Below are 25,351 nucleotides of genomic sequence, written 5' to 3' on the forward strand. Positions count from 1 at the left end.
CACGGTGCGTGCGTCCGGAAACCCACATCGAGCAGGCCGAAGTGATGCTTCCTGACGGTTTCGATCACCCAATGATCAATTCCGTTCAGTGGACGCAGGAAACGTACGACGGATGCCACACCCCCGTCAAGACGGGAAACACATTTGTTACCGGATTTTGTTCAGATTCCTCACAAACGGAGAATTTCCCCGTTTTTCGCGGCAATGATCGCTCTCATGATCGATAGACATCCCGAACTGTCATCTGCAATCATTGAATCGTCATACCGCCCGCGACTGACCGAGCGTGGGCTTCCCAGCACCCTGGAGCATCGATCGTGACCACATCGCAGTCCCCCACCGCCCCCGGCCTGCACATGGCGGCAGAACTCGCATCGCAGCCCGAGACCTGGGCGCGCGCCGCCGAACTGCGCGACGAGCAGGCGCTGCTCCCCGGCTCCGGCTCGCGGGTCGCCGTCGTGGGGTGCGGCACCTCGTGGTTCATCGCGCAGTCGTACGCGTGGCTCCGCGAAGCGGGCGGGCACGGCGAGACCGATGCCTTCGCGGCATCCGAGGCCTTCGTCGACCGCGGCTACGACGTCGTCGTGGCACTCACCCGCTCGGGCACCACCACCGAGGTGCTGCAGCTCGTCGAAGGGCTGCGTGGCCGCGTGCGAACGGTCGGCGTCATCGGTGACGCCGCCTCACCCCTCGTGGGCCTCGTCGACGAGGCCGTGACGCTCCCCTTCGCCGACGAGCAGTCCGTCGTGCAGACCCGCTTCGCGACGACCGCGCTCGCGTTCTTCCGGGCATCGCTCGGCGAGCGCCTCGACGGGCCCATCGCCGACGCAGAGCGCGCGGTCGCCGAGGAGCTCGACCCCAAGCTCGCCGAGGCCGAGCAGTACACCTTCCTCGGCCGCGGCTGGTCGGTGGGCCTCGCCCATGAGGCGGCCCTGAAGATGCGCGAGGCCTCGCAGTCGTGGACCGAGTCCTACCCCTCGATGGAGTACCGGCACGGCCCGATCTCGATCGGCGCCCCGGGCCGCGTGACGTGGCAATTCGGGGAGGCGCCCGATGGGCTCGACGCCGAGGTCGCCGCCACCGGCGCTCGTTTCGAGGCCGGGTCGCTCGACCCGATGGCCGAGCTCGTGCGCGCCCAGCGCGTGGCACTCGCGCGAGCCCGCGCACGGGGGCTCGACCCCGACGAGCCGCGCAACCTCACCCGCTCCGTGATTCTCGCGTGATGACCGAGACGATCATTCGCAGCGCAGCGCGGTCGCTCGGCGCGGGCGACGCCGTCCTCGCGTTCGACGTCGGCGGCACCGACACCAAGTCGGCGCTCGTCGACGCGAGCGGCACCGTGCTGGGCCTGCGCCGCACACCGACCCCGCGAGACCCGGCCGACCCTGCCGGCGCGATCGTCGCCGCGCTCGCCGGCCTCGCCCGGGAGCACCTCGCCGAAGCACCCGGTGCGCGAGTCGCAGCGGCCGGCGTGAGCGTGCCCGGCCTCGTCGACGAGCGCACGGGCATGGGCATCTTCGCGAGCAACCTCGGCTGGCGCGACGCCCCGATCCGCTCGCTCGCCGAGGAGGCGATCAGGCTTCCCGTCGCGTTCGGCCACGACGTCCGAGCGGCGGGAGACGCCGAGCACCGCCTCGGCGCTGCACGCGGCTACGGCGACGTCGTCGTGCTCGCGATCGGCACGGGCATCGCGGGCTCGATCGTGCTCGGCGGGCACCCGTATTCCGGCGGCGGCTTCGCGGGCGAGCTCGGGCACGCGCTGAGCGACCCGCGCGGCGAGCGCTGCGCGTGCGGCGCGGTCGGATGCCTCGAGACGATCGCCTCCGCTGGAGCGATCGCCCGCCGGTACACCGCGGCATCCGGCACCGCCGTCACCGGCGCCCGAGACGTGCTCGCTGCAGCGAGGGCGGGCGACCCGGTGGCCACGCGGGTGTGGGACGACGCCGTCGAGGCGCTCGCCGAGCAGCTCGCGCGGCTCGTCGCGATGATCGCCCCCGAGGCCGTCGTGATCGGCGGCGGCCTCGCGCAGGCCGGTCCTGCCCTCTTCACGCCGCTCGGCGAGCGACTCGACGGCTTGCTCAGCTTCCACCGCCGGCCCGCGCTCGTGCAGGCGCAGCTCGGCGACGACGCGGGCCTGCTCGGCACCGCCCTCGCTGCTCGTGACCTCGCCGCGGCGCTCGAGACGGGCGGCACGCCGTGATCCTCACCGTCACCCCGAACCCGGCGCTCGATCTCACGTGGCACGTCGACCGGCTCACGCCGGGGGCGACGCACCGAGTGCGAACCGGAGTCGCGCGGGCCGGCGGCAAGGGCGTGAACGTGGCACGGGTGCTGCACGGCCGGCATATCGACGTGCTCGCGCTCGCCACGAGCGGCGGTGCCACGGGCGCCGAGTTCACGAGGGAGCTCGACTCGAGCGGCATCCCGCATCACGTCGTGCCGATCGGCGGCGCAACCCGCCGCAGCGTCGCGATCGTCGATGACGAGCGCGGCGAGACGGCGGTCTTCAACGAGCACGGCGCACCGCTCGACGCCGCTGAATCGAGCGCCCTGCTCGACGCGGCAGCGCGCCTCGGCCGAGCGAGCCGCGTCGTGGCGATCTGCGGCAGCTTGCCGCCCGGCGTCTCCCCCGACGCGCTCGGCGCGCTCGTCGAGGGCCTCGTGGCCGCGGGCACTCGCGTCGTCGTCGACACGAGCGGTCCCGGCCTCCTCGCCGCAGCGCGGGCCGGCGCACACGCCCTCAAGCCGAACCGCGACGAGCTCGAAGCGGCCATGGGGCACGCCGATCCGGTCAGCGGAGCGCGAGCGCTCCTCGACCTCGGGGCGGGCCTCGTCGTCGTCTCGCTCGGCGCCGAGGGGCTCGTCTGCGTCAGCCGAGCGGATGCCGCGGGCGGCCTCAGAGCGCGGCTGCCCCGAGTGCTCCACGGCAACGCGACGGGTGCCGGCGACGCACTCGTCGCCGCGATTGCTGCGGCGCTCGCCGACACTCCCGACCTGCACGAGGACACGGATGTCGCAGCCGCCGCGCGCTCGCGGCTGGCTCGCCGGGCTGCGGCCTGGTCGGCGTCGGCGGTGCTCATGCCGCTCGCCGGCGAGCTCTCCCCCCAGCACGATGCCCTCGAGGCCGAGGTCGTCGTCGAATCCATCGCCGAGGAGCACGCATGACGCTCACCCCCACCCGCGAGCTCCTCGACGCGGCCTTCGCCGCAGGGCGAGGCATCGGCGCCTTCAACGTGCTGCACCTCGAGACGGCCGAGGCGCTCGCGTCGGCCGCGGAGGCCGCCGGCCGCCCCGTCATCCTCCAGCTCTCGCAGAACTGCGTCCGCTACCACGGCGGGCTCGAGCCGATCGCCCTCGCGACGCTCGCGGTGGCCGAGGCGTCGAGCGCCGACATCGCGGTGCACCTCGACCACGCCGAGGATCCCGCCCTCGCGGTCCGGGCGATCGAGCTCGGCTTCGGCTCGGTCATGTACGACGGGTCGAAGCTCGACTTCGACGAGAACGTCGCGGCGACCCGCCTCGTCGTGGAGCGCGCCTCAGCCGCGGGGGTGCTCGTGGAGGCCGAGCTCGGCGAGATCGGCGGCAAGGACGGAGCGCATGCGCCGGGAGTTCGAACCGATCCCGACGAGGCGGCGCGCTTCGTCGCGGCGACCGGCGTCGAGGCGCTCGCGGTCGCGGTCGGCTCGCAGCACGCGATGACGGAGCGCGTCGCCGCGATCGACCTCGAGCTCATCGCACGCCTGCGGGCGGCGGTGCCGGTGCCGCTCGTGCTGCACGGGTCATCCGGCGTGCCAGACGAGACGATCGTGGCGGGCATCCGCGCCGGCCTCACGAAGATCAACGTGTCGACCCACCTGAGCACCAGGTTCACCGGCGCGATCCGCCGATATCTCGACGAGCATCCGACGGTCGTAGACTCGCGGACGTACCTCGCGGAGGGCCGAACCGCTGTCGAGCACGAAGCGGCCAGGCTGCTCCTGCTCCTCGCCGGGGCCGGGAAGGAGCAGCACGCATGAACCGCGCAGAGCGACTGAGCGCCGTGCTCGACCTGCTCGCAGAAGACGGGCAGCTCGAGGTCGACGCGATCGTCGAGCGACTCGAGGTCTCGCCCGCCACCGCACGTCGTGACCTCGACGCCCTCGCGCAGCAGCAGCTGCTCACCCGCACGCGCGGCGGCGCCGTCGCCCACTCCGTGGCGTACGACCTGCCGATCCGCTACAAGAACCAGCAGAACCCCGACGCCAAGGCGGCGATCGCGCGCGCTGCGAGCGCCCTCGTGCCGCGTGGCGCCGTGATCGGGCTCTGCGGCGGCACGACGGCGACGGCCATCGCCGACGCGCTCATGTCGCGTGCCGACATCATGGAGCCGGCCCCCGACCCGAGCCTCACGGTCGTGACGAACGCGATCAACATCGCGATGCAGCTCGCGATGCGCCCCCAGATCAAGACGGTCGTCACGGGCGGGGTCGTGCACGCCCGCTCCTACGAGCTCGTCGGCTCGTACACCGACGCGGTGCTCGCGAGCGTGACCCTCGATTTCGCGTTCATCGGGGTCAACGGCATCGATCCGAACGTCGGCCCCACTTCGCACGATGAGCGCGAGGCGGCCGTGAACGCGCTCATGGCCGCGCGCGCGACCCACGCCGTGCTCGTCGCGGACTCGAGCAAGATCGACAAGCGCGCGTTCGCGGCGATCGGCCCGCCGCGGCTGTTCACGACGCTCATCACCGACGCGGGCGCCACCGAGGAGCAGCGCGAACGCCTCGCCGATCGCGGCTACGACGTTATCGTTGCCGAGTGAGCACTTCTCGGGCCGTCATCCACTCAGCGCGCCTCGTGAGCGGTGCCGACACCGTCGCCGATGCGTGGGTGCGGTTCGAGGGCGACCGCATCGCCGAGCGCGGCATCGGCGATTCGTGGCGTGACGGCCTCCCCGCCGCGGCCGACGTGACGGATGCCGCGGGCCGCTTCCTCGTTCCGGGATTCATCGACCTGCACTGCCACGGCGCCGGCGGTGCGTCGGTCGACGAGGGCGAGGCGGCCATCGAGACCGTGCTCGCCGTGCACAACGCCCACGGCACCACTCGTTCGGTGCTCTCGCTCGTGACGGCGCCGATCGATCGGCTCGCGACTCAGCTCGAGGCGATCGCGCGGGTCGCCGCGGTCGATCCGCGGGTGCTCGGCGCCCACCTCGAGGGGCCGTTCCTCGACGCCGAGTTCCGCGGGGCGCACGACGCGGGCATGCTGCGCACGGCGGACGCGGCATCCGTCGACCTGCTGCTCGAAGCGGCGGGCGGCGTTCTTCGGCAGATCACCCTCGCCCCCGAGCGAGCCGGGGCGGCCGAGGCGATCGCCCGGTTCACCGACGCCGGGGTCGTCGTCGCCGTCGGACACACCGGCGCCGACTTCGAGACGGCACTCGCGGCGTTCGAGGCCGGAGCGAGCATGCTCACGCATGCCTTCAACGGCATGCGCGGCATCCATCATCGTGCTCCGGGCCCGGTCGTGGCGGCGATGCGCGCCGATCACGTCACCCTCGAGATCATCAACGACGGCGTGCACGTGCATCCCGACGTCGTGCGCCTCGCGTTCGCGGGTGCGCCGGGGCGGGTGGCGCTCGTGAGCGACGCGATGGCGGCGACCGGATCGGCCGACGGCGACTACCTACTCGGCTCTCTCGAGGTCGTGGTGGCGGGCGGAGTCGCCCGCCTTCGCGACGGCGGCTCGATCGCGGGCTCGACGCTCACGCAAGACGAGGCACTGCGCCGCGCCGTGGTCGACAGCGGGATCCCACTCGAGGAGGCGGTCGGTGCGCTGACGATCGCCCCGGCCGCGGCCATCGGCCGGGCACTCGACCTCGGCCGACTCGAGGCGGGGTATGCCGCCGATGCGGTGCTCCTCGGCGATGAACTCGGCGTCGAGGCCGTGTGGTGCGCCGGGAGCCGACTCGTCTGAACGCCTCGCGCGCGGGTCGAATCACCTGTGGCGGGGTTCGGAGACGTGTTCCCCATCGCCTCCGAACCCCCGCCCGGTCGATCGGTCGCGTCGACCCCCGACGCGACCGATCAGGCGCCGGCTGCGCCGGCATCCGTCTCAGAGTTCGGGTCTCGGGAGACGGTGGTGTGCGAGGGCGTGATTGCTGCCCTCACCATGAGAGATGTCGCGTTCAGCGATCTATGACGCAACTCTCAAATAGATCTGCTGAAATGGGTCCACCCACCGCGGCGACCCCGTCATGAATCGCCCATCGAAGCGTCTCTACAGTGAGACGCCTTTGTTCGCCCCAACCCGAAGGAGGCGGCGTGCCCCCCGTGCGCACCGACCAGGCTGCCGACGAGGCGCTCATCGAGCGCACGCGCCGCGGCGACCGCTCGGCGTACGCGGAACTCTGGCGGCGCCACGCGGCATCGGGCCGCACGGTCGCGCGCTCGTTCAGCTCGCTCGACGCCGACGATCTCGTCGCGGAGTCCTTCACGAAGATCTACGATGCGATCCTCGCCGGCGGCGGGCCCAGAGGCGCATTCCGCCCCTACCTCTTCACGACGATCCGCAACACCGCGGCCGGGTGGGGGCGTGCGAGACATGAGACGAACCTCGAGACGCTCGAGTCGTTCGAAGATCCCGCCTCGAGCGAGTCGGCTTCGCTCGACGCCCTCGACCGCTCGACGACCGCCCAGGCCTTCCGCTCGCTCCCCACGCGCTGGCAGGAGGTGCTCTGGTACTCCGAGGTCGAGAACATGACCCCGCAGCAGATCGCGCCGATCGTCGGAATGAGCGCCAACAGCACGGCCGCGCTCGCCTACCGCGCTCGCGAGGGACTGCGGCAGGCGTGGATCCAGGCGCATTTGCGCAATGCCGCAGCCGAGCCCGAATGCCAGTGGAGCATCGACCGGCTCGGCGGCTACACGCGCGGCAAGCTCCGCGCGCGCGACACGGCGCGACTCGAGGCCCACCTCGACGACTGCGCACGCTGCACGATCGTCGCCGCCGAGGCGAAAGAGGTCGGATCGCGTCTCGCGCTCGTGCTGCTGCCGCTCGCCGCCGGCATCGGCGGCGCGACGGCGTACTCGGCCTGGTTGTCCCAGGGCACGCCCGTGGCCACCGTGGCACTCGGTGCCACGGGAATGCCCGCCGCCATCACGGGCGGCGGCGCTACCGGTGGCGGAGCCGGTGGGAGCGGTGCTGCGGGTGCCGGGAGCGGTGCCGGAGGGTCCGCGACGGGTGCCACGGTGGCGGGCGCCGTCGGCGGCAGCGGCCTCGCGATCGGCGTGGGCGCCGGCGCGCTCGCGCTCGCAGCGGTGGCGGTCGCAGCGGTCATCGTCGTGCCTGCACTCTCGGCCGCCGAGCAGACGACGCCGCCTGCCGTGGTGGCAGAGGCAGAGCCCGGATCGGGGTCGGCCGAGATCGTCGATGCCTCGGATGCCGCCGCGCCGGTACTCCCCGAGCCGCAGGTGCCTCTGCCGCCGTTGCCGCCGCTCGAGCCGGTCACCGATCCCGAGCCGGTCACCGATCCCGGGCCCGGCATCGTCGCGCCGGCGCCGGGAGCACCCGCGCCGAGTCCTGTGACGGCTCCCGCCCCGAATCCGGCTACGGGCCCGGCACCGAGCCCGTCTCCAAACCCCGCGCCCCAGCCGACACCCGATCCCAAGCCGGATCCCACGCCGGATCCCAAACCGGATCCCACGCCGGATCCCACGCCCGATCCCAAACCCGATCCTGGTCCCGCCGACACCGTGGCCCTCCCGCCGATCGTCGCTGACATCGACACGGTGGGCGGCCTCGTCTTCCCGATCATCAGTGGCACCGCCGAGCCCGGAGCGACGGTGCTCATCGCGTCGCCCGGCGGCGACAGCACCGTGACGGCGGATGCGACCTCCGGAGCCTGGCGCATCGAGGTCTCGGGCCTGAGCGCGGGCGCGACGACCCTGCTCGTGACGCAGACCGACCTCGCGGGCAACCGCTCCGAGAGCATGCCGATCCCGATGTCGCTCGCGAGTCCGTCGATGGCGGTGCACAGCGCGCCGCTCCTCTTCAGCCGCGCCGACTTCGAGGGGGTGCCGTCGACCGGCATCGAGGTCCTCATCGACTCGCGTCCGTGGTTCACGCGCACGCTCGACCGCCGCGGGGAGGCCCGCGTGTGGATCATCCCGCCGCTCGACAGCTCGCGAACGGTGGAAGTTCGTTACGCGGTCGACGGACGCGTGGGGCCGGCCGCGGTCGCGACAATCTCCGGAACGGCCGACGACCTGCTCGGCGGGGTGCCGGGCACCACTCCCAACGGGATCGACCTCGTCTCGGTGCCGCCGGTGATCCCCGCCGGCTGAGCCCGCGCCCGCCCACGCCCGGCGGCTCGCATCACGACGAGGGCGGCCACGACGAGTACCGCGGCATAGAGGAACGGCAGCACCTGCACGCCGATCCAGCCGAACACGACCGCGCCCACGAGCGCCCCGCCGCCGATGCCGATGTTGAACGCCGTCGTGTAGAGCGCGCTCGCGGCGTCGCGGTGGCTCTCGGGCGTGGCGTGCAGCAACCGGGTGTACAGGAGCGGCGGGATCGCCCCGAAGGCGAGCCCCCACACCGCGAAGGCGATGAGCGAGGGCACGTCGCCGAGGGACGCCCCGAGCATGAGCAGCGCTGCCGCGGCGAGGGCCATCGCCGCCACGATCGCGCGCGTGGGGTTCCGGGCGATCGCGGATCCAGTGACCGCAAGCCCCGCCGCTCCCGTAACGCCGTACACGAACAGGAGCGGCCCGACGAGACCGGGGTCGAACCCGAGCACGACGATGATGATCGGGCTGACGTAGGTGAAGACGGCGTACTGGCCGAGCATCGTGACGGCTGTAACCGCGCAGACGACCAGCACCGGTCGAAGCCCCGGGTCGCCCGGCCGGAAGCGCGCCGCCGCGGCCGGCGACCCGGCGGAGTCGACCCTCGGCAGGATCCGCCACACGAGCAGGGCACCGCCGAGCGTGAGCGCGGCGACGATCGCGAACACGGATCGCCAGCCGAGCAGCTGGCCGAGCGCGGTCGTCGCCGGCACGCCGGCCACGAGCGCGAGCGTGCCGCCACCGAGGGTCACCGCGACGGCCCGCCCGATCTGGGCGGGCACCACGAGGCGCGCGGCATAGGCCGCGACGAGCGCCCAGAAGACGCCATGGGCGATGCCGCCCGCGATGCGCACCAGGACGAGCATCCAATAGTCGGACACGAGCGCCGAGGCCAGTGTGGAGAGGCCGAGCACGACGAGCACGGCGACGAGGAGGCCGTGCCGCGGCATCCGGCTCGTCAATGCCGTGAGCGGAGCGCTCGTGACCACGACGGCGAACGCGAACACCGAGACGAGCAGGCCGACAAGCGGTTCGGCGACGCCGAGGCCGGCGCTCATCTCGGGCAGCAGCCCGGTGGGCAGCATCTCGGTCGTGATCGAGAGGAAGACGGCCGCGGCGAGGGCGAGCAGCCCCGGCCAGGGCAATCGTGGCGCGCGCGAGCGCGCGGATTCGGTGACGGACATACGGAGGTCTCTCCGACGGCGTTACCCGGCGCGGGATGCTTCACCGCCGCGGGCCGACTACGCGCTCATGTGCGCGCCCAGGGCCGCACGAGAACCGACGACCGAGATCAGTGTACCCGACGCAGTAATCTGGGCGGATGACCACGCAAGCCCCAGCAGCGCCCACCCACTTGTTCCACTGGGTGCTGACCCTCAGCTGCATCGATGGTCCCGGCATCGTGCACGCGGTGAGCGGGGCGATCGTCGCGGCTCGCGGCAACATCACCGAGAGCCAGCAGTTCACGAGCCTCGACACCGGGCGCTTCTTCATGCGCCTGCAGGTGGAGTCGCCCGCCGGCCGCTCCGAACTCGAGGAGGCGCTCGCGCCGGTCACCGATCGATGGAACATGTCGTGGCACCTCGACGAGGTGGGGCGGCCACTGCGCACGCTCGTGCTCGCGTCGACCGCGGGCCACTGCGTGAACGACCTGCTGTTCCGCCAGCGGGCCGGGCAACTGCCCGTGGAGATCCCGCTCGTGCTCTCGAACCACGGCACGCTGCGCGACCTGGTCGACTTCTACGGCGTGCCGTTCGAATCGGCGGCAGTGACATCGCCCGAGGCGAAGGCGGCGTTCGAGGCCCGCGTGCTCGAGGCGGTCGACGAGCACGACATCGAGCTCGTGGTGCTCGCCCGGTACATGCAGATCCTCTCCCCCGAGCTCTGCGCGGCGCTCGAGGGCCGGTGCATCAACATCCACCACTCGTTCCTGCCGGGGTTCAAGGGCGCGAATCCATATCGCCAGGCGCACGCGCGCGGCGTGAAGCTCATCGGCGCGACCGCGCACTTCGTCACGAGCGATCTCGACGAGGGGCCGATCATCGAGCAGAACGTGGTGCGCGTCGATCACTCGCGCAGCCCGGCCGAGCTCGTCGCCATCGGGCAAGACGAAGAGAGCCGCACGCTCAGCCAGGCGGTGAAGTGGTTCGCCGAGCGCCGGGTGCTCGTCGACGGTGCCCGCACGATCATCTTCCGTTGAGCCGCGCCGGTAAACTGGCCCGATGACCGAAGCACGAACCGAGCGAACCGAGCCGAGAGTCGGGCCGAACGACATCCTCCGTTTCTTCCTCGAGCTCTTCGCGTTCGTCTCGCTCGGCATCTGGGGCTTCATGGCGTTCCCCCTCCCGTGGCCCGGTCTGCTCGTGGGCCTCGGCGCTCCCGCGCTCGCGATCCTCGTGTGGGCGCTCTTCGTCTCGCCGAAGGCGGTGTTCCGCATCGATGTGTTCGGCAAGGCGCTCGTCGAGATCGCGGTGTTCTCGTCAGCGGCGATCGGATGGTGGATGCTCGGCCAGCCCGTCGTGGCGATCGTGTTCGCCGTGACCGCCGCCGTCAGCGGCATCCTGAACGGCCGCAGGCAGCTCGCCTGACGCCCGTGAGCGGCTGACCGCGCCCGGCACGAGGTGCAGGATCACGGATGCCGCAGCGGCATCAGCTCGCGTCAGATGCCCTGCCAGTCCGGCTTGTGCGCCCAGGCGTGCCGGTAGTAGTCGAGATTGGCGAGACCGGATGCCGCGGCCTCGTCGACGATCACCGTCGCGTGCGCGTGCAGCTGGATCGCCGAACCCGGCTGGCTCGCCGAGACCGGGCCCTCGACCGCGGCGGCCACCGCGTGCGCCTTGGCCTTGCCGAACGCGAGGAGCACGAGGTGCCGGGCGCGGAGGATCGTGCCGATTCCCTGGGTGATGCAGTGCATGGGCACGTCGTCGGGCGAGTCGAAGAAGCGCGCATTGTCGAGCCGCGTCGACTCGGTGAGGGTCTTCACTCGCGTGAGCGAGGCGAGCGAGGAGCCCGGCTCGTTGAAGCCGATGTGGCCCGTGCGGCCGATGCCGAGGATCTGCAGGTCGACTCCCCCTGCTGCGGTGATCGCACGCTCGTAGTCGTCGCCGGCGGTGCGGATGGTCGCCGGGTCGCCATGCGGCACGCGCACGAGCTCGGGGGTGAGGCCGAGCGGCTCGACGACCTCGCGCGTGATCACGGCCCGGTAGCTCTCGGGATGCCCCGCTGGCAGCCCCACGTACTCGTCGAGCGCGAATCCGCGCACGCCCCGCACGTCGATGCCGTCGTCGGTGATGCGGCGTGCGAGCGCACGGTAGCTCGCGAGCGGCGTCGAGCCGGTCGCGAGGCCGAGCACCGCATCGGGCTTGGACCGGATGAGGGCGACGATCGCGTCGGCGACGACGGCCCCTGCGGCATCCGCATCGGCGACGATCACGACTTCAGCCATTGGTGTTCTCCTACGAGAGCGGCACCCACGGCGGCCGCGGGAAATCCGAACGGGATGACCTGCACCCGTGCGGCGAGGTCGAGCGAAGCGAGGAAGGCCGAGTCGGGGGCCCACTCGCCCAGAATACGGCGAGTGCCGGCCAGGAGCGGACCACCCAGCGCGGAGAGCCCGCCGCCGATCACGACGTCGTCGACATCGGTCGTGAGCACGAGCAGCCGTACGGCCGCCGCGACACCGGTGAGGAACCGCTCACGCACCTCGATCGCGCGCTTGTCGCCGGCATCGGCGGCGTCGAACAGCGCCCGGGCGGGCAGCGCGTGCGCGGTCGGCCACATCCGGGCGATCGCGGAGCCCGAGGCGAACGTCTCGAGGCAGCCACGCTGCCCGCACCCGCACACCACGCCGCCGGGGTCGACCGGGAGATGGCCGATCTCGCCGGCGACGCCGTGACCGCCGCGCAGCAGTCGCCCGTCGAGCACGATGCCGGCCGCGAGCCCCGTGCCGAGGTTGAGGTAGGCCATCGAGTGGGCACGGATGCCGTCGGCGACGCCGAGCAGGTGGTGCGCGCCGACCGCCGCCGCCTTCACGTCGTTCTCGACGCGAACCGCGACGCCGAGCGTGTCGGACAGGCGCGAGCCGAGGTCGAGGCCCTCGAGCCCGAGGTTCACGGCGTGGGCGACCCGGCCCGTGTCGCTGTCGACGGCGCCCGGGATGCCGATGCCGATCGACATGAACGACGCGACGCCCACGCCCGCCAGCTCGGTCATCCGCTCGACCGTGCGGAGCGCCGTCGCGACGACCGCCTCGGCACCGAACCCGGTCGGCATCCGCACCTGGTCGGTGAGCTCGCCGTCGGCGCCGATCGCGACCGCAGCGGTCTTCGTGCCCCCGATGTCGATGCCGAGCCTCACGACACCTCCGCCACGGACGGCGGGGACGGCGGGGTCGGCGGGGTCGGCGGGGTCGTCGGGGTCGTCGGGGTCGCCGGGGCCGTGAGCGAGGCCGCCACGAACTCCACGACCGCTTCGCCGAGGAGCCGCGACGCGCCGAACGTCGCGACGTCGGCGAATGCTCGATCGTTCGACGGCCACCCGAGGTCGATCGTCACGACGTCGTCGCGCACGGTGCGGAGCGCCTCGATCGCGGCACGGGCGAACGGATGCCGGTGCAGGTCCTTGCCCACGACGAGCACGGTCCCGGCGAGGGCGGACGGGCCCGCGAGCTCGCGCTCGGCCGACACCGTCACCACGTCGGCCTCGCCGAGCCACGAGGGGCCCCCGGCGAGCGCCTCCGCCGCGAAGGGTCCCCACGGCGCGACGCCGACGGCGATGTTCGCGACGGTGTCGATCCGCACCACCGTGCCGATGCGCGCGGATCGGGCCAAACGAGTGCGAGCGGCATCCGACACTTCGAACGCGTCGATCACCCGGGCGAGCTCCTGCCCGTCGCGCTCGGGCTCGATCGTCGGCGGCAACGCCGGGAGGTCGCTCACCGGCGGCGCGCTCGCGCCGAGCTCGCGCACACGTCGTGCGGCATCGCGCACGCGCTCCGCCGGCAGCCGCCCGGAGGCGATCGCGTGCTCGACGGCGGCGACGAGGTCGTCGAGCTGCGCGTCGGTGTTGTCGAACCCGATGCAGAGCAGGTCGCACCCGGCGGCGAGGGCCCGAACCGCGGCCTCGGGGATGCCGTGCGTGCCGCTCGCCCCGTGCATGTCGAGCGCGTCGGTCACGATGACGCCCTCGAATCCGAGCTCCCCGCGCAACAGACCCTGCAGGATGCGCGGCGAGAGGGTCGCCGGGTTGTCGGCGTCGAGCTGGGGCAGCAGGATGTGGGATGTCATGATCGTGCGCGTGCCCGCGGCGATTGCGGCGCGGAACGGCACGAGCTCCCGCTCGCGGAGCGTCTCGAGCGGCACGTCGACGACGGGCAGCGCGAGGTGCGAGTCGGTCGCGGTGTCGCCGTGGCCCGGGAAGTGCTTCGCGCTCGCGGCGATGCCGGTCTCCTGGAGTCCCCGGGTCCACGCGGCGGCGTGCCGCGCGACGAGTTCGGGGTCGGCGCCGAAGCTCCGCACCCCGATCACCGGGTTGTCGGGATTGGAGTTGACGTCGATGTCGGGGGCGAAGGTCACGGTGCATCCCGTGGCCAGCAGCGCCTCCCCCACCGCTCGCGCCACGCGCGCGGTGAGCTCGGGATCGTCGACGCGACCGAGCACGGCGTTGCCCGGATAGGGCGCCCCGCGGTCGTAGAACAACCGCGTGACGTCGCCGCCCTCCTCGTCGATCGCGACGATCGCGAGCGGGTTCGCCGTGCGCAGCGCGGTGCTCATGGCACGCAACTGCGCCACGGAGCGGATGTTGGGGCCGAATACGCACACGCCGCCGAGGCCGTCGGCGAGGCGGCGGAGGAGCCACGAGGGCACCTCCGTGCCGGCGAAGCCCGGAAGCAGTGTCGTGAGGATGTCCCGGCGCAGGTCGGTTCCCGCGCCGGTCTCGTCGAGCGCGGTCATCCCTTGACGGCCCCGCTCACGAGTCCGCCGGTCATCCGGCCCTGCACGAAGAGGAAGAAGATGACGACGGGCAGCGCGATGAGCGTCGAACCGGCCATCACCGCGCCCCAGTTCGTCGCCTCCGTCGCGGACTGGAAGGAGTTCAGCCACGGCGGGAGCGTGAGGTTGTAGCCCTTCAGGAAGAGGAGCGCCATCAGGAACTCGTTCCAGCTCTGGATGAACGCGAAGATGCCCGTCGAGACGAGCCCCGGCGCGAGCAGGGGGAAGGTGACTCGCCAGAACGCCTGCGACTTGGTGCATCCGTCGATCTGCGCGGCCTCCTCGAGGTCGGCGGGCACGCCCTTGACGAAGCCGCGGAGGGTCCAGATCGTGAAGGGCACGACGGATGCCAGGTGCACGATGAACAAGCCGACGAGCGTGTTCATGAGGCGCCAGTCGTCGACCATGTTGTAGATCGTGAACATCATGGCCTCGCCCGGCACCATCTGCACGACGAGCACGCTCACGATGAAGACGACCCGGCCGCGGAAGGCGAACCTGGCGATCGCGATCGAGGCGAGGAACGCGAAGAGTGCGCAGACGATGACGACCGCGATGGCCACGCCGAGGCTCGACGCGAGGGCGTGCGGGAAGTCGGTCTGGCCGGGCGCGGCCTCGCGAGTCCACGCGGTGACGTAGTTCTTCCAGGTGAACTCGAGCGGGAGGAGGCTCGGATCGCGGCTGATGATCTTGTTCGGCGGGGTGAACGACATGTTCACCATCCAGTAGACGGGGAAGACCGAGCAGACGAAGACGACGATCGCGATGGCGGCGTAGCCGGCTCGACTGAGGCGCTTCCCGCCCGGTCGCCGGGCACCGCGCAGGGCGCGCGTGCCGACGACGCCGAGGTCGGTGCGGGCGGGCTCCTCGGCGCGCTGGACGGCGGGAGTGATCTGCGTGCTCACAGCTCCTCCTCCTTCAGGGTGTTGCGGACGTTGAAGTACGAGATCCCCATGAGCAGGATCACCATGAACACGCCGATCGCGGCGGTGACGCCGAACTCGCCGAGCCCCTGGCGGAACAGGTAGGTGCCGAGCACGTTCGTCTCCGAGGCGATTCCGCCCTGCTGCTGCAGTGCGTAGACCTGCGTGAAGATCCGCAGGTTCCAGATCGTCTCGAGCACGAGCACCGCGGTGACCACGTTCCGCAGGTACGGCATGACGATGAGCCGAAATCGCTGCCTCGCGTTCGCGCCGTCGAGCTGCGAGGCCTCGAGCACCTCGTCGGGCACCTGGCCGAGGCCCGCGTAGAACGTGAAGGCCGCGAACGGGATGCCCTGCCAGACGATGATGATCGTGAGCACCAGCATGAACGACCACGGATCGATGAGCCACGAGTGACTGTTGAAGTCGTTCGTGCCCGTGAGGGTGTTCAGGAACCAGTTCACGAGCCCGTACTGGGTGTCGAAGATCCAGCCCCAGACGACCGTCGCCGACAGCGGCGGCATCGCCCACGCGAGGAGGAGGCCGATCGAGACGAGCAGGCGCCATCCCTTGGCGAGCTTCGTCATCAGCAGCGCGATGAGCATGCCGCCGACGATGATCAGCGCGGTCAGCACGACCATGAGGCCGAGGCTCCGGGCGAGCACGGCCGGGAAGTCCGACTTCGTGAAGACCTCGATGTAGTTGTCGAAGCCCACGAAGTCGGCCGGGGTGCCGAGCATCTTGTTCTTGATCTCGAGGTTGGTGAACGAATTGATCACCATGACGACCGAGGGGTAGACCACCATGACGCCGAGCAGCACGATGCTCGGTGCCAGCAGGAGCCACGGGGTGATCGGCTGGCGCTTCCTGCGGCGACCGGCCGAGGTGGTGCCGGGGATGCCGGGCGGTCGTGCGCTGGGCGTGCGCGGCGCTGCGTCAGGCTCGGTGAGGGTTGCGCTCATCGGCTGCTCCCTGGATGGGCACCGCGGGGGTCGCGGTGGGAATGATGGTACGTCGTGCGTGCGGACGCGGTGCCGCCGGGATGGACGAGGGGCGGGGACCCGTGGGCCTTCCGCCCCTCGCCTGGCTCAACGGATCAGCCGTTGAGGATCTCCTCGATCTGCGCATCGAGCTCGGTGGCGATGGTCGCGACGTCGCCACCCTGGGCGATCTTCACGAGCGCCTCCTGGATGATCTGCGCGGCCTCGACCTCGGCCCACTTGGGCGTCGTCGGGGTGACCTTCGAGTTCTCGAGTGCGGTGGCCTGGGCCTTCGCGATCTCGGTGTCGGGCAGCGCAGCGGCAGCGGAGATGATGCCCGGGGTCAGGCCGTTCTCCGCCATGATCTCCTGGTACTCCGACGAGGTGATGATGGCCAGGGCGGCCTTCGCCTGCTCGGGGTTGGCACTCTTCGTGGCGACGGCCATGTTCGAGCCGCCGGCGAAGATCGGAGCGGTCTCGCCCGCCTCGAGACCGGGCAGCGGGAACGCACCGAGATCGGAGCCGAAGGTGTCGGGGCAACCCGGCGCCTCCGCGTCGGCCGGAGCCGTGATGCTCCACTGCACCCATGCGGGCGCCGAGAGGAATGCGGTCTCACCGGCGCAGAACGGGACCTGCGGGTCGGTCTCGTCGCCGTCCTTCGCTGCGATCGACGCGTTGAGGTAGACCTCCTGCAGCTGAGTCAGGCCCTTGATGCCGCCGTCGCTGGAGAATCCGGCCGTCCACTCGTCGCCGTCCTGCTCGGCGATGAAGCCGCCGTGCGCCCAGACGTAGGGAAGGGCGTTGTACCAGTCGCGACCCGGCGCCCAGATTCCCGAGCGGGTGTCGGTCTTCAGTGCCGTGCCTGCCGCGACGTACTCGTCGAGCGTCGTGGGAAGGGGCGTGTCGCCGAGGACCTGCTGGCTGTAGAACACGATGCGGCCGCCGGCGTAGTACGGCACGGCGTACAGTTCGCCGTCGTAGGTCGCCGACTCCTCGAGACCCGGGAGGAAGTCGTCGCCGCCGAGGTCGTCGCGAAGGTCGGTGATGGGCAGGAACAGGCCCTGATCCGCGAAGCTCGCGGTCTGGGTGTTCCCGACCTCGACGACGTCGGGCGAGTCGTTCGACTGGAGCGCCGCAGCATACGTGTCGCTGACGTCGGCCCAGGTCTTCTCCTCGACGGTGAGCGTCCACCCCTCGTTCTCCGCTTCGAACGTGTCCTTGAGGTACGTGCGGGCGTCATCGGGGGTGTCTGTGCCGACGACCCAGACGGTGATCTGTCCGCCGTCGGCGGATTCGCCTCCACCACCTGTGCCACAACCGGCAAGGGTCAGGGCAGCGGCGGCGCCGAGCGCCACAATGCCGAGTTTCCTCATTGTCGTTTCCTTTCATCGGGTGCGGGGAACAGCGGGGTCGCTGTCACCCTTGGTGCGGTGGAGTCCGTCACGCGACTCCGAGTTGTCCGGACAGGACCATGACGGCCGCCCCGCGCAAGACGATGTCCTGCGCCTGCGCGGTCATCCGGAGCCTCAGATCGCGGTTGTGTTCCGCCATCGTCCGATTCCGGAGCGTTTCGACGGTCGCCTCGTGCAAGGCGCCGTCAAGCAGTTCGGCCGGGCCGCTGAGCACGACCTCGGCGAGATTGAGCGCACCGACCACGGGGGCGAGCACGATGCCGAGCCGCCGGCCGGCCTCGTGCAGGATCTCGTCGCGAGCGGATGCCGCGTCGGGGCGACTCGGGGTCGATCGCGTCGAGTCGGGCGGTGAGTCGCGGCACGGCGAGCCACACCTCGAGGCATCCGTGCTTGCCGCACGCACAGCGCGGACCGCCGTCGGTGCCGACGACGACATGGCCGATCTCGCCGGCCGCGAAGCCGCCACCGATGACCGGACGGCCGCCGATGATGAGCCCGGCGCCGACACCGTGCCCGATCTTCACGAGCAGCAGGTCGTCGAGTTGCGAGGCTCCGTGCTCGGCGAGCACGGCGACGTTGGCGTCGTTCGCGACGTGCACGGGCAGGGAGAACTCGTTGGCGAGGCGCGCCTGGAGCGCGACGTCGGTCCACCCGAGGTTCGGCGCCGAGCGCACGACCCCGAGCGGGTCGACGACACCGGGCGAGCCGACGCCGATGCCCAGCACGGGAGTCGTCGTGCTCGCGAGCATCCCGCGTACGAGCTCGATCACGAGGTCCACTGCTCGTTCGCCCGTGGCGCCGGCTCGGTCGACCTCTGCGCGCGACACGATGCCGCCGTCGAGGTCGATGACCGCGCCGAGGAATCGCTGGTGCTCGGAGAGGTCGACGCCGATGATCTGGAAGGCGCCACGGTCGACGTCGATGAGGATGGCGGGTTTGCCGGGGCGCGCGTCCTCACGCTGGCCGAGCTCGATGACGAGCCCCTCGGCGATGAGGTCGGCGACGAGGTCGGAGATGGTGACCCTCGTGAGGCCGGTCTCGCGCGCGACATCCGCTCGGCTCTGCGCACCGGCCGAGTAGAGGGTCTGCAGCACAAGCGCGCGGTTGTGGCTGCGCGCGTGCTCGGGAAGCACTTTGCCGGTGGGGCGGAGGGCGCGGGCCCGAGTGAAGATCGGAGCGCCCGCGAAGGGCACGGTGAGCAGGTCGATGGCCGCACCGTAGGGGGCCGGCGCTGGCTCTGTGGAGTCCAGGCCTTGCTGCGCATCCTGCTCTGTCATGTTTGTTAGTAAAGCTTACGAACAAACCTGACGCAAGAGTTCTCGGACACTTCTTCTTGACGTTACCGAGTTGTGACCGGTCGAGCGGATGCCTCCGCCCAGCATGCGCCGCGACTGTGCGGCGCGCGTCGGCGCCCCGACGTACAGGTGGCGTTCGAGCCGATCGAGCCGGTCTCAGTCGAGCCGCGTGAGCGCGGTGTACGACATTGTCGACGACTGGCCGTTCTGGCACGTCTGGTACACGAGGTCGTACCCGCGAGGAAGATCGGCGACGCTCGCGGTGCTCTGGTTGAGCATCTTCACGATGCCCTCGACGCGGTACGTGCCGGCATGCACGCCCGTGAGCGTGATGATCGTGCCTGGGTCATCGGGGAAGTTCTTGCCACCGCACGACCAGTGCTCGGCGATGGCGGCGATGCCGTACTGGGCGCTCAGGTCGACCGACCCGCGGCAGGCATCGAGCTCGGGGATCCACCCCGAGGTCCAGACGTGGTTGGTGTAGCGCTCGCGGAGGATCCGCTCCTGCTCCGCCTTCTGCGCTTCGTTCCAGGTGTCGACCGCCGCGGCGAGCGCTTCGAGCGGGTCGGCGAGGGCGACGACGCTCTCGGAGAACCGCTCGACGTCGTTGAACTCCTGCGTGCCGAGCTCGGTGGCGGCCTCTCGCAGCGGCTCGCCCAGTGCCATGACGGAGCGGTCCGCGGCGCGAACCCGATCGAGCAGCTCGGCGGCGTCGGCGAGCTCCGCCCGAGCGTCGGCTTCACGCAGGCTCGTCTCGTCGAGCGCCGCAGCGAGCGCGTCGCGTGCCGACTCGTCGGGCACCGTGCCCGCGCTGTCGTCGAGCGCGACCTGCGCCGCCTCATGGGCGACGCGCAACTCGTCGAACGAGCCGAGCGCATCTCCCAAGGCGTCGGTCGCGTTCGGGAGCATCGCGTCGAGCTGCGAGCTCGCCTCCGCGGTCATCGTGACGGCGGCGATCGACAATCCGCCGCCGACGAGCACGACGAGCGCGGCGCCGACAACCGAGGTCAGGCGCCGTCGACGGCGGAGCACGGACGCAGGAGGCATCACCTCCAGTGTGTCCCGTGCAACGTGCGAGCGGAAGGGCCAACCGAACGGAACGGGGCCGGATGCCGCGGCATCCGACCCCCGTTCTCGAGGTGGCGTCGACTACGCCAGTCGTGCCTTGAGGTTGGCGGCGAGGGTCGAGAGGAACTCCTCGGTCGTCTGGTACGCCTGCTCGGGGCCGACGAGCGCCGCGAGGTCTTTCGTCATTGCGCCCGACTCGACCGTCGTGATGACGACGTCTTCGAGCGTCGTCGCGAAGTCGATGAGCTCCTGGTTGCCGTCGAGCTTGCCGCGGTGCGCGAGGCCGCGCGTCCACGCGTAGATCGACGCAATCGGGTTCGTCGAGGTGGGCTTGCCCTGCTGGTGCTGGCGGTAGTGGCGCGTGACGGTGCCGTGGGCCGCCTCGGCCTCGACGACCTTGCCGTCGGGCGTGGCGAGCACGCTCGTCATGAGGCCGAGCGAACCGAAGCCCTGTGCGACGGTGTCGGACTGCACGTCGCCGTCGTAGTTCTTGCACGCCCAGACGTAGCCGCCCTCCCACTTGAGGGATGCCGCGACCATGTCGTCGATGAGGCGGTGCTCGTAGGTGAGGCCCGCGGTCTCGAACGCCTGCCTGAACTCGGCGTCGAAGACCTCCTGGAACAGGTCTTTGAAGCGGCCGTCGTAGGCCTTCAGGATCGTGTTCTTCGTCGAGAGGTACACCGGGTAGTTGCGCGCGAGGCCGTAGTTCAGCGAGGCGCGGGCGAAGTCCCTGATCGACGCGTCGAGGTTGTACATGCCCATGGCGACGCCCGAGCCCGGCGACTGGAAGACCTCGAACTGCTGCGGCTCCGAGCCGTCTTTCGGGGTGAAGGTCATCGTGAGGGTGCCTTCGCCCTCGAAGCGGAAGTCGGTGGCGCGGTACTGGTCGCCGAACGCGTGGCGGCCGACGATGATCGGCTTGTTCCATCCGGGCACGAGGCGCGGGATGTTCGAGATGATGATCGGCTCGCGGAAGATCACGCCGCCGAGGATGTTGCGGATCGTGCCGTTCGGCGAGCGCCACATCTTCTTCAGGCCGAACTCCTCGACGCGGGCCTCGTCGGGGGTGATCGTGGCGCACTTGACGCCGACGCCGTGCTTCTGGATGGCGTGCGCCGCGTCGACGGTGATCTGGTCGTCGGTCTCGTCGCGCTTCTGGATCGAGAGGTCGTAGTACTCGAGGTTCACGTCGAGGTACGGGTGGATGAGCTGGTCCTTGATGGCCTGCCAGATGATGCGCGTCATCTCGTCGCCGTCGAGCTCGACGACGGTGCCTTCAACCTTGATCTTGGACAAGACGGTCTCCTTGGATCTACTGGGGGAAACGGGAAGCCTGCGGGGCGGGCGGACGCCGTCTGCCAGCTTAGCGCGTCGGCGGAATATCTCGACATCGAGACAAACGCGCACGCGCATCAGGACTCGGCTACCAGCGGCGGCCGTCCACCGGTTAGCCTTGGCTGCATGGCTGAGCTGAGACTCGAAGAACTGTCGGCATCGAACATCGTCGCCGCGAACAACCTGTCGCTGAAGCCCGGCCAGGAACAGTTCATCGCCCCCGTCACGTACTCGGCGGAGGCATCCGTCGTGAACCCCAACACCGCGTGGCAGCGAGTCGTGCTGCTCGACGACAAAGTGGTCGGATTCATCCACGGCAACTTCGATCCCGAGAACTCCCACGAGGAGTTCCGCGCGTGCATCTGGCGCATCAACGTCGACGCCGAGGTGCAGGGCAAGGGCGTCGGCCGCTTCGCCGCCGAGGCGCTCGCGGGCGAGGCCAAGCGCCGTGGCTTCGACCGCATCACCGTGCTGTGGGAGCCGGGCGCAGAGGGCCCTGAGGCGTTCTTCCACCGCATCGGCTTCAAAGACGTCGGTGAGACGGCGTACGGCGACGTGATCGGCGCGCTCGAGCTCTGACCATGACGCCGGCGCCCGAGGGCCACGATCTCCCGCGGCGACGGCAGCCGCCGACGAATGCGACGACGCCGGCCCCGATGGGCTTCGTCGACGCGGTGCTCGCCGTCGTCGCCGACATCCCCTCCGGTTGCGTGATGACCTATGGCGACGTCGCAGCACTCCTCGGCTCGCGCGCTGCACGCGCCGTGGGCCAGGTGATGGCACGGTACGGGTCGGATGTCGCCTGGTGGCGCGTCGTCCGGGCAGGAGGCCGCCCGCCGCCCGGCTACGCGGAACGCGCCCGCGAGTACTACGAGGCCGAGGGCATGCCGCTGCGACCGAGCTCCGACGACGACGGGTACCGCATCGACCTCGCGTCCTGCCGCTGGCGGCCCTAGGGTGCGTCTCCTCAGTCGACCCGAGACGGGGTAATTGACCGGGTCGCCCGATATCATCGGGACGGCTGCGAGACCGGCGCTTCAAAGAGGGGCGATCGGGTGGCGGTTACCGGTTGTTCCCGCCACCCGCGCCCATACCAACAGCAGGCTTCCTATTCGAGGACTGTGACGCCGTTCTGGCATCCGATCACATCGCGGGTCGGCTTGTCTGATGCCCTTCGGGCGACCATCCCAGCCAGATGATGATGGCCGCGAGGGCGATGGCGCCGCGGAAGATGACTGCTTGCCGGTCGTACCGCACCCTAGGAGGATCGTCGGGCCGCGACCGCCGAGCGGCGTTGCGGCCGAAGGGGACCTCGAAGCTCGGCGGGATCACGCCGCGGGCGCCTCGGGTTTTCGGTCGCGCTGGTCGGCGAGCCGGGTCGGGGATTTCGTGACGGTGCGCCACCGGCCGCCGGGGTCGAGCCACGCCGGTGGCCGGATCTGCGGCACGCCGCGGTGCATCCGAATGCCCCAACCCGACGTGTCGATGGTGCGGTGATGGAACCAGCACAGGAGCACGCCGTTGTCGGGATGAGTCGGCCCGCCATCGACGTCGGGGATGACGTGGTGGATCTCGCACCACGCGGCCGGCACGGAACATCCGGGGATGAGGCATCCCCCGTCGCGGAGGGTGATCGCGCGACGCTGATGCGGGGTGAAGCATCGCTCGGGCGAGCCGAGGGTGATGATGCGGCCGTCGTCGTCGAAGACCACCTTCTGAGTGCCACCCGTGCACATCATGTGCCGGACCTCGCGGAGCGAAATCGGAACCTCAACGCCGTCGGCGTGCGCGACTCCACGCCCGGACTCGACGTCAGAAGCCCGGACGCTCACGAGCACCGTCGGCGCGGCGCCGCCGATCATCGGATGCTCACCGGAACGCGCCGCAGTATCGATCACGGCTGCGAGCACGTCGTGGCGTTGCTGATCGGTGCTGCGAGTCTCGCCCGACTCGGCAGCTGCCGCCCGCTCCTCGTCGGTCTGGAACCCAGCCCCTGAGCCGCAGCGCGGCGACAAGTGCGCGTCGAAGAGCCGCGTGAGCTTCGCCGCGACCTCGGGCATGAGCTCGCCGGTGACCGGGATCAGCCCGTCGCGTGCCCGGCCGAGCCGGAACCCACGGCGTCGCATCGCCCGCTCGTCATCGGGCTCGGGGCCGTCTTGGTCGAGGAACACCGACCACGCCTGCGCCTGCACCCGCAACTCGTCAGCCGTGCAGCGCAGCGGCGCGCCGTCACCGTGCCCGGTGGCCTCGGCGACGAGCGCCTCCTCCGCCGCGGCGAACGCCGCGGGGTCGGCGACCAGCCGGGCGCCGCCCAGTTCGCGGATGATCGTACTCGCCGCATCCGTGCCCAACTCGCCCCCGAAAAGCGCGGCAGCGACGAGCGGGAACACGGCCTCGATCGGCTCGCCCGTGAACCCGGTGCGCGCCCGCGTCGCGCCGCCCAGCCCGATGCGGCGGCGCGCCTCGGCGCCCGACACCGCCGTCACGCGCTCGACGAGCTCCGCCGCGGAGCGGCATCCGCGCCGCGTCGACAGCCGCTGGTCACCGAGCTCAACACGCGATCGCTCGGCGACCTCACCCGCGAACGCCACCCGACGCGCGTCGACCACCCGTCCGAGCGCCTCCAGCGCGCCCATCGCCGCGAGCAGCTCATCGTCAGTCAACAGGGCCGCCTCGGACCCGGGCACCCCGGCCAGCGCCGAGCGGAGCTGCTCGAACGCGTCGCGGGGGCTGGTCATGAATCCATTCTCACAGCACCCACCGACATTCGAAGCAGTCAGAAATGGCTGGTCAGCCCGTGAATAACTTCCCACACGGTAGAGCTGTGGAGGACAAGTCGCGAGCCTCGCAGCGCCCGTAGCCGGAACGGCCCGCCGACCCACACACCACCCGCGCCGACCATCCGGGATGAGGATTCTCACGGGGTTGCGCCCGACTACCTCGCGAGAGACACCGGATCACAGCCCCGGCTCCGGCCAGGCGCTCAGCCGGTCGCCCTCGAGAGTTCCGCGTCGACCTCGGCGATCCACCTGGCCTTCTCGTGCTCGGTCGCGAATGCCGACTCGAAGGAGTTCCGCGCGAGCGTCGCGAGCTGGGCGGCATCGAGCGAGAGCGCCGACTCGATCGCGCGGTAGTTCTCGGCGACATCCCCGCCGAAGTAGGCCGGGTCGTCGCTGTTGATCGAGACGAGCAGCCCCGCGTCCATCATCGCCCGGAGCGGATGCTGCGCGAGATCGCTCGGCGCGGTTCGCAGCGCGACGTTCGACAGTGGGCAGACCGTGAGCGGAACGCGCTCGTCGCGCAGCCGGCGAACGAGCTCGGGATCTTCGAGCGCACGATTGCCGTGGTCGATGCGCTCGACCTTCAGCAGGTCGAGCGCCTCCCGCACATACTCGGGTCCGCCCTCCTCCCCCGCGTGCGCGACGCGATGCAGACCCTCGGCGGCGGCCCGTGCATACACCTCGGTGAACAACGACGGCGGGTAACCGACCTCGGTGGAGTCGAGTCCGACGCCGATGAAGGAATCCCGGAAGGGCAGGGCCGTCTCGAGCGTCTCCATCGCCGCATCCGCGCCGAGGTCGCGCAGGAAGCACAGAATGAGATCGGCGGAGATCCCAGTGCTGCCCGTCGCCTCGGCGATGGCCGCGTCGAATCCGCCGATGACCGCCTCGATCGGCACGCCGTTGCCGAGGTGCGTCTGCGGGTCGAAGAAGATCTCAGCTCGACGCACCCCGGCGTTCGCGGCGCGTCGCAAATAGGCGCTCGCGAGGTCGTGGAAGTCCTGCTCCGTTCGCAGGACTGCGAGGTTCGAGTAGTGCACGTCGAGGAACGACTGCAGGTCGGCGAAGTCGTACCTCGCCGTCAGCACGTCGGGGTCGTAGCTCGGAAGCCGTACATCGTTGCGACGGGCGAGCTCGACGAGAAGCCCCGCCTCGATGGTGCCCTCCATGTGGATGTGGAGTTCGGCGGTGGGCCACGTGGTCATACCTCGGGACACTACGGCGCGCTCGTTTCCCCG

22 protein-coding genes and 1 pseudogene are annotated in these 25,351 nt (G+C 70.8%); 11 read left to right on the forward strand and 12 right to left on the reverse strand.

Annotated features, from left to right (window positions below):
• Positions 1-356 precede the first annotated feature (356 nt).
• The 7 genes and pseudogenes from QFZ29_RS12460 to QFZ29_RS12490 form a co-directional block, all read left to right on the forward strand.
• Positions 357-1,223 carry an SIS domain-containing protein gene (locus QFZ29_RS12460; protein ID WP_306896710.1) on the forward strand — a complete coding sequence of 289 codons (867 nt, stop codon included), beginning with the start codon at positions 357-359 and terminating at the stop codon, positions 1,221-1,223.
• Entirely contained in the window at positions 1,223-2,200 is a 978-nt protein-coding gene (locus QFZ29_RS12465; protein ID WP_306894402.1) for an ROK family protein, read from the forward strand. The genes QFZ29_RS12460 and QFZ29_RS12465 overlap by 1 nt, the downstream gene beginning before the upstream one ends.
• The gene (locus QFZ29_RS12470) at positions 2,197-3,165 is read left to right on the forward strand and encodes a 1-phosphofructokinase family hexose kinase (protein WP_306894403.1); all 969 of its coding nucleotides are present in this window, start codon (positions 2,197-2,199) and stop codon (positions 3,163-3,165) included. Before QFZ29_RS12465 ends, QFZ29_RS12470 begins: the two co-directional genes overlap by 4 nt.
• Complete coding sequence (locus QFZ29_RS12475; protein WP_306894404.1) at positions 3,162-4,016, forward strand: class II fructose-bisphosphate aldolase; 855 nt, start codon at positions 3,162-3,164, stop codon at positions 4,014-4,016. The genes QFZ29_RS12470 and QFZ29_RS12475 overlap by 4 nt, the downstream gene beginning before the upstream one ends.
• Positions 4,013-4,801: a DeoR/GlpR family DNA-binding transcription regulator gene (locus QFZ29_RS12480; protein ID WP_306894405.1), complete on the forward strand. Its 789-nt coding sequence runs from the start codon at positions 4,013-4,015 to the stop codon at positions 4,799-4,801. The genes QFZ29_RS12475 and QFZ29_RS12480 overlap by 4 nt, the downstream gene beginning before the upstream one ends.
• Positions 4,798-5,955 carry an N-acetylglucosamine-6-phosphate deacetylase gene (nagA, locus tag QFZ29_RS12485; protein ID WP_306894406.1) on the forward strand — a complete coding sequence of 386 codons (1,158 nt, stop codon included), beginning with the start codon at positions 4,798-4,800 and terminating at the stop codon, positions 5,953-5,955. The genes QFZ29_RS12480 and nagA overlap by 4 nt, the downstream gene beginning before the upstream one ends.
• Before the next feature lie 356 nt (positions 5,956-6,311).
• Positions 6,312-7,967, forward strand: a pseudogene (locus QFZ29_RS12490) (sigma-70 family RNA polymerase sigma factor); the annotation flags it as partial.
• Between the two features lie 215 nt (positions 7,968-8,182).
• On the opposite strand, the gene QFZ29_RS12495 reads toward QFZ29_RS12490, so the two are convergent.
• The gene (locus tag QFZ29_RS12495; RefSeq protein ID WP_306894407.1) at positions 8,183-9,514 is read right to left on the reverse strand and encodes an MFS transporter; all 1,332 of its coding nucleotides are present in this window, start codon (positions 9,512-9,514) and stop codon (positions 8,183-8,185) included.
• Positions 9,515-9,651: 137 nt separating this feature from the next.
• Here QFZ29_RS12495 and purU point away from each other — a divergent pair, with 137 nt between their 5' ends.
• Together purU and QFZ29_RS12505 are read left to right on the forward strand one after the other, a co-directional pair.
• The gene (purU, locus tag QFZ29_RS12500; RefSeq protein WP_306894408.1) at positions 9,652-10,530 is read left to right on the forward strand and encodes a formyltetrahydrofolate deformylase; all 879 of its coding nucleotides are present in this window, start codon (positions 9,652-9,654) and stop codon (positions 10,528-10,530) included.
• Between the two features lie 22 nt (positions 10,531-10,552).
• The gene (locus QFZ29_RS12505; RefSeq protein ID WP_306894409.1) at positions 10,553-10,918 is read left to right on the forward strand and encodes a YrdB family protein; all 366 of its coding nucleotides are present in this window, start codon (positions 10,553-10,555) and stop codon (positions 10,916-10,918) included.
• Positions 10,919-10,989: 71 nt separating this feature from the next.
• On the opposite strand, the gene QFZ29_RS12510 is transcribed toward QFZ29_RS12505, so the two are convergent.
• From QFZ29_RS12510 to QFZ29_RS12550, 9 genes are all read right to left on the reverse strand, one after another.
• Positions 10,990-11,775 carry a glucosamine-6-phosphate deaminase gene (locus QFZ29_RS12510; RefSeq protein ID WP_306894410.1) on the reverse strand — a complete coding sequence of 262 codons (786 nt, stop codon included), beginning with the start codon at positions 11,773-11,775 and terminating at the stop codon, positions 10,990-10,992.
• Positions 11,760-12,686 (reverse strand): ROK family protein, encoded by a 927-nt coding sequence (locus QFZ29_RS12515; RefSeq protein WP_306894411.1) that lies wholly within the window; start codon positions 12,684-12,686, stop codon positions 11,760-11,762. Before QFZ29_RS12515 ends, QFZ29_RS12510 begins: the two co-directional genes overlap by 16 nt.
• A complete protein-coding gene (locus QFZ29_RS12520) occupies positions 12,683-14,281 on the reverse strand; it encodes a glycoside hydrolase family 3 protein (protein ID WP_306894412.1) in 1,599 nt (532 codons plus the stop codon). The genes QFZ29_RS12515 and QFZ29_RS12520 overlap by 4 nt, the downstream gene beginning before the upstream one ends.
• Complete coding sequence (locus QFZ29_RS12525) at positions 14,278-15,225, reverse strand: carbohydrate ABC transporter permease (RefSeq protein ID WP_306894413.1); 948 nt, start codon at positions 15,223-15,225, stop codon at positions 14,278-14,280. The genes QFZ29_RS12520 and QFZ29_RS12525 overlap by 4 nt, the downstream gene beginning before the upstream one ends.
• Complete coding sequence (locus QFZ29_RS12530; protein ID WP_306894414.1) at positions 15,222-16,205, reverse strand: carbohydrate ABC transporter permease; 984 nt, start codon at positions 16,203-16,205, stop codon at positions 15,222-15,224. Before QFZ29_RS12530 ends, QFZ29_RS12525 begins: the two co-directional genes overlap by 4 nt.
• Positions 16,206-16,339: 134 nt before the next feature.
• Positions 16,340-17,596: an extracellular solute-binding protein gene (locus tag QFZ29_RS12535; RefSeq protein ID WP_306894415.1), complete on the reverse strand. Its 1,257-nt coding sequence runs from the start codon at positions 17,594-17,596 to the stop codon at positions 16,340-16,342.
• 224 nt (positions 17,597-17,820) lie between these two features.
• Complete coding sequence (locus tag QFZ29_RS12540) at positions 17,821-18,912, reverse strand: ROK family transcriptional regulator (protein ID WP_306894416.1); 1,092 nt, start codon at positions 18,910-18,912, stop codon at positions 17,821-17,823.
• A 174-nt stretch (positions 18,913-19,086) separates the two neighbouring features.
• Positions 19,087-19,977, reverse strand: coding sequence for a hypothetical protein (locus QFZ29_RS12545; RefSeq protein ID WP_306894417.1), 891 nt, complete (start codon positions 19,975-19,977; stop codon positions 19,087-19,089).
• Positions 19,978-20,079: 102 nt separating this feature from the next.
• On the reverse strand, positions 20,080-21,294 hold the full coding sequence (locus tag QFZ29_RS12550) for an NADP-dependent isocitrate dehydrogenase (RefSeq protein ID WP_306894418.1): 1,215 nt from the start codon (positions 21,292-21,294) through the stop codon (positions 20,080-20,082).
• Positions 21,295-21,459: 165 nt separating this feature from the next.
• Here QFZ29_RS12550 and QFZ29_RS12555 point away from each other — a divergent pair, with 165 nt between their 5' ends.
• Positions 21,460-21,912: a GNAT family N-acetyltransferase gene (locus tag QFZ29_RS12555; RefSeq protein ID WP_306894419.1), complete on the forward strand. Its 453-nt coding sequence runs from the start codon at positions 21,460-21,462 to the stop codon at positions 21,910-21,912.
• 2 nt (positions 21,913-21,914) lie between these two features.
• Entirely contained in the window at positions 21,915-22,289 is a 375-nt protein-coding gene (locus tag QFZ29_RS12560) for an MGMT family protein (RefSeq protein ID WP_306894420.1), read from the forward strand.
• Positions 22,290-22,661: 372 nt separating this feature from the next.
• On the opposite strand, the gene QFZ29_RS12565 is transcribed toward QFZ29_RS12560, so the two are convergent.
• Positions 22,662-24,071, reverse strand: a complete 1,410-nt coding sequence (locus QFZ29_RS12565) for an HNH endonuclease signature motif containing protein (protein WP_306894421.1) — start codon at positions 24,069-24,071, stop codon at positions 22,662-22,664.
• Between the two features lie 245 nt (positions 24,072-24,316).
• A complete protein-coding gene (locus tag QFZ29_RS12570) occupies positions 24,317-25,318 on the reverse strand; it encodes an adenosine deaminase (protein ID WP_306894422.1) in 1,002 nt (333 codons plus the stop codon).
• Positions 25,319-25,351: the final 33 nt, after the last annotated feature.

The sequence above is a fragment of the Agromyces albus genome (assembly GCF_030815405.1).
In the GTDB taxonomy this organism is placed as follows: domain Bacteria; phylum Actinomycetota; class Actinomycetes; order Actinomycetales; family Microbacteriaceae; genus Agromyces; species Agromyces albus_A.

Bases quoted from the DNA above. Each gene is read 5' to 3' on its own strand.
- QFZ29_RS12460 (WP_306896710.1), top strand. From the start codon at position 357: ATGGCGGCAGAACTCGCATCGCAGCCCGAGACCTGGGCGCGCGCCGCC.
- QFZ29_RS12465 (WP_306894402.1), top strand. From the start codon at position 1,223: ATGACCGAGACGATCATTCGCAGCGCAGCGCGGTCGCTCGGCGCGGGC.
- QFZ29_RS12475 (WP_306894404.1), top strand. From the start codon at position 3,162: ATGACGCTCACCCCCACCCGCGAGCTCCTCGACGCGGCCTTCGCCGCA.
- QFZ29_RS12480 (WP_306894405.1), top strand. From the start codon at position 4,013: ATGAACCGCGCAGAGCGACTGAGCGCCGTGCTCGACCTGCTCGCAGAA.
- QFZ29_RS12495 (WP_306894407.1), bottom strand. From the start codon at position 9,514: ATGTCCGTCACCGAATCCGCGCGCTCGCGCGCGCCACGATTGCCCTGG.
- purU (WP_306894408.1), top strand. From the start codon at position 9,652: ATGACCACGCAAGCCCCAGCAGCGCCCACCCACTTGTTCCACTGGGTG.
- QFZ29_RS12505 (WP_306894409.1), top strand. From the start codon at position 10,553: ATGACCGAAGCACGAACCGAGCGAACCGAGCCGAGAGTCGGGCCGAAC.
- QFZ29_RS12510 (WP_306894410.1), bottom strand. From the start codon at position 11,775: ATGGCTGAAGTCGTGATCGTCGCCGATGCGGATGCCGCAGGGGCCGTC.
- QFZ29_RS12520 (WP_306894412.1), bottom strand. From the start codon at position 14,281: ATGACCGCGCTCGACGAGACCGGCGCGGGAACCGACCTGCGCCGGGAC.
- QFZ29_RS12530 (WP_306894414.1), bottom strand. From the start codon at position 16,205: ATGAGCGCAACCCTCACCGAGCCTGACGCAGCGCCGCGCACGCCCAGC.
- QFZ29_RS12535 (WP_306894415.1), bottom strand. From the start codon at position 17,596: ATGAGGAAACTCGGCATTGTGGCGCTCGGCGCCGCCGCTGCCCTGACC.
- QFZ29_RS12540 (WP_306894416.1), bottom strand. From the start codon at position 18,912: ATGACAGAGCAGGATGCGCAGCAAGGCCTGGACTCCACAGAGCCAGCG.
- QFZ29_RS12545 (WP_306894417.1), bottom strand. From the start codon at position 19,977: ATGCCTCCTGCGTCCGTGCTCCGCCGTCGACGGCGCCTGACCTCGGTT.
- QFZ29_RS12555 (WP_306894419.1), top strand. From the start codon at position 21,460: ATGGCTGAGCTGAGACTCGAAGAACTGTCGGCATCGAACATCGTCGCC.
- QFZ29_RS12560 (WP_306894420.1), top strand. From the start codon at position 21,915: ATGACGCCGGCGCCCGAGGGCCACGATCTCCCGCGGCGACGGCAGCCG.
- QFZ29_RS12565 (WP_306894421.1), bottom strand. From the start codon at position 24,071: ATGACCAGCCCCCGCGACGCGTTCGAGCAGCTCCGCTCGGCGCTGGCC.
- QFZ29_RS12570 (WP_306894422.1), bottom strand. From the start codon at position 25,318: ATGACCACGTGGCCCACCGCCGAACTCCACATCCACATGGAGGGCACC.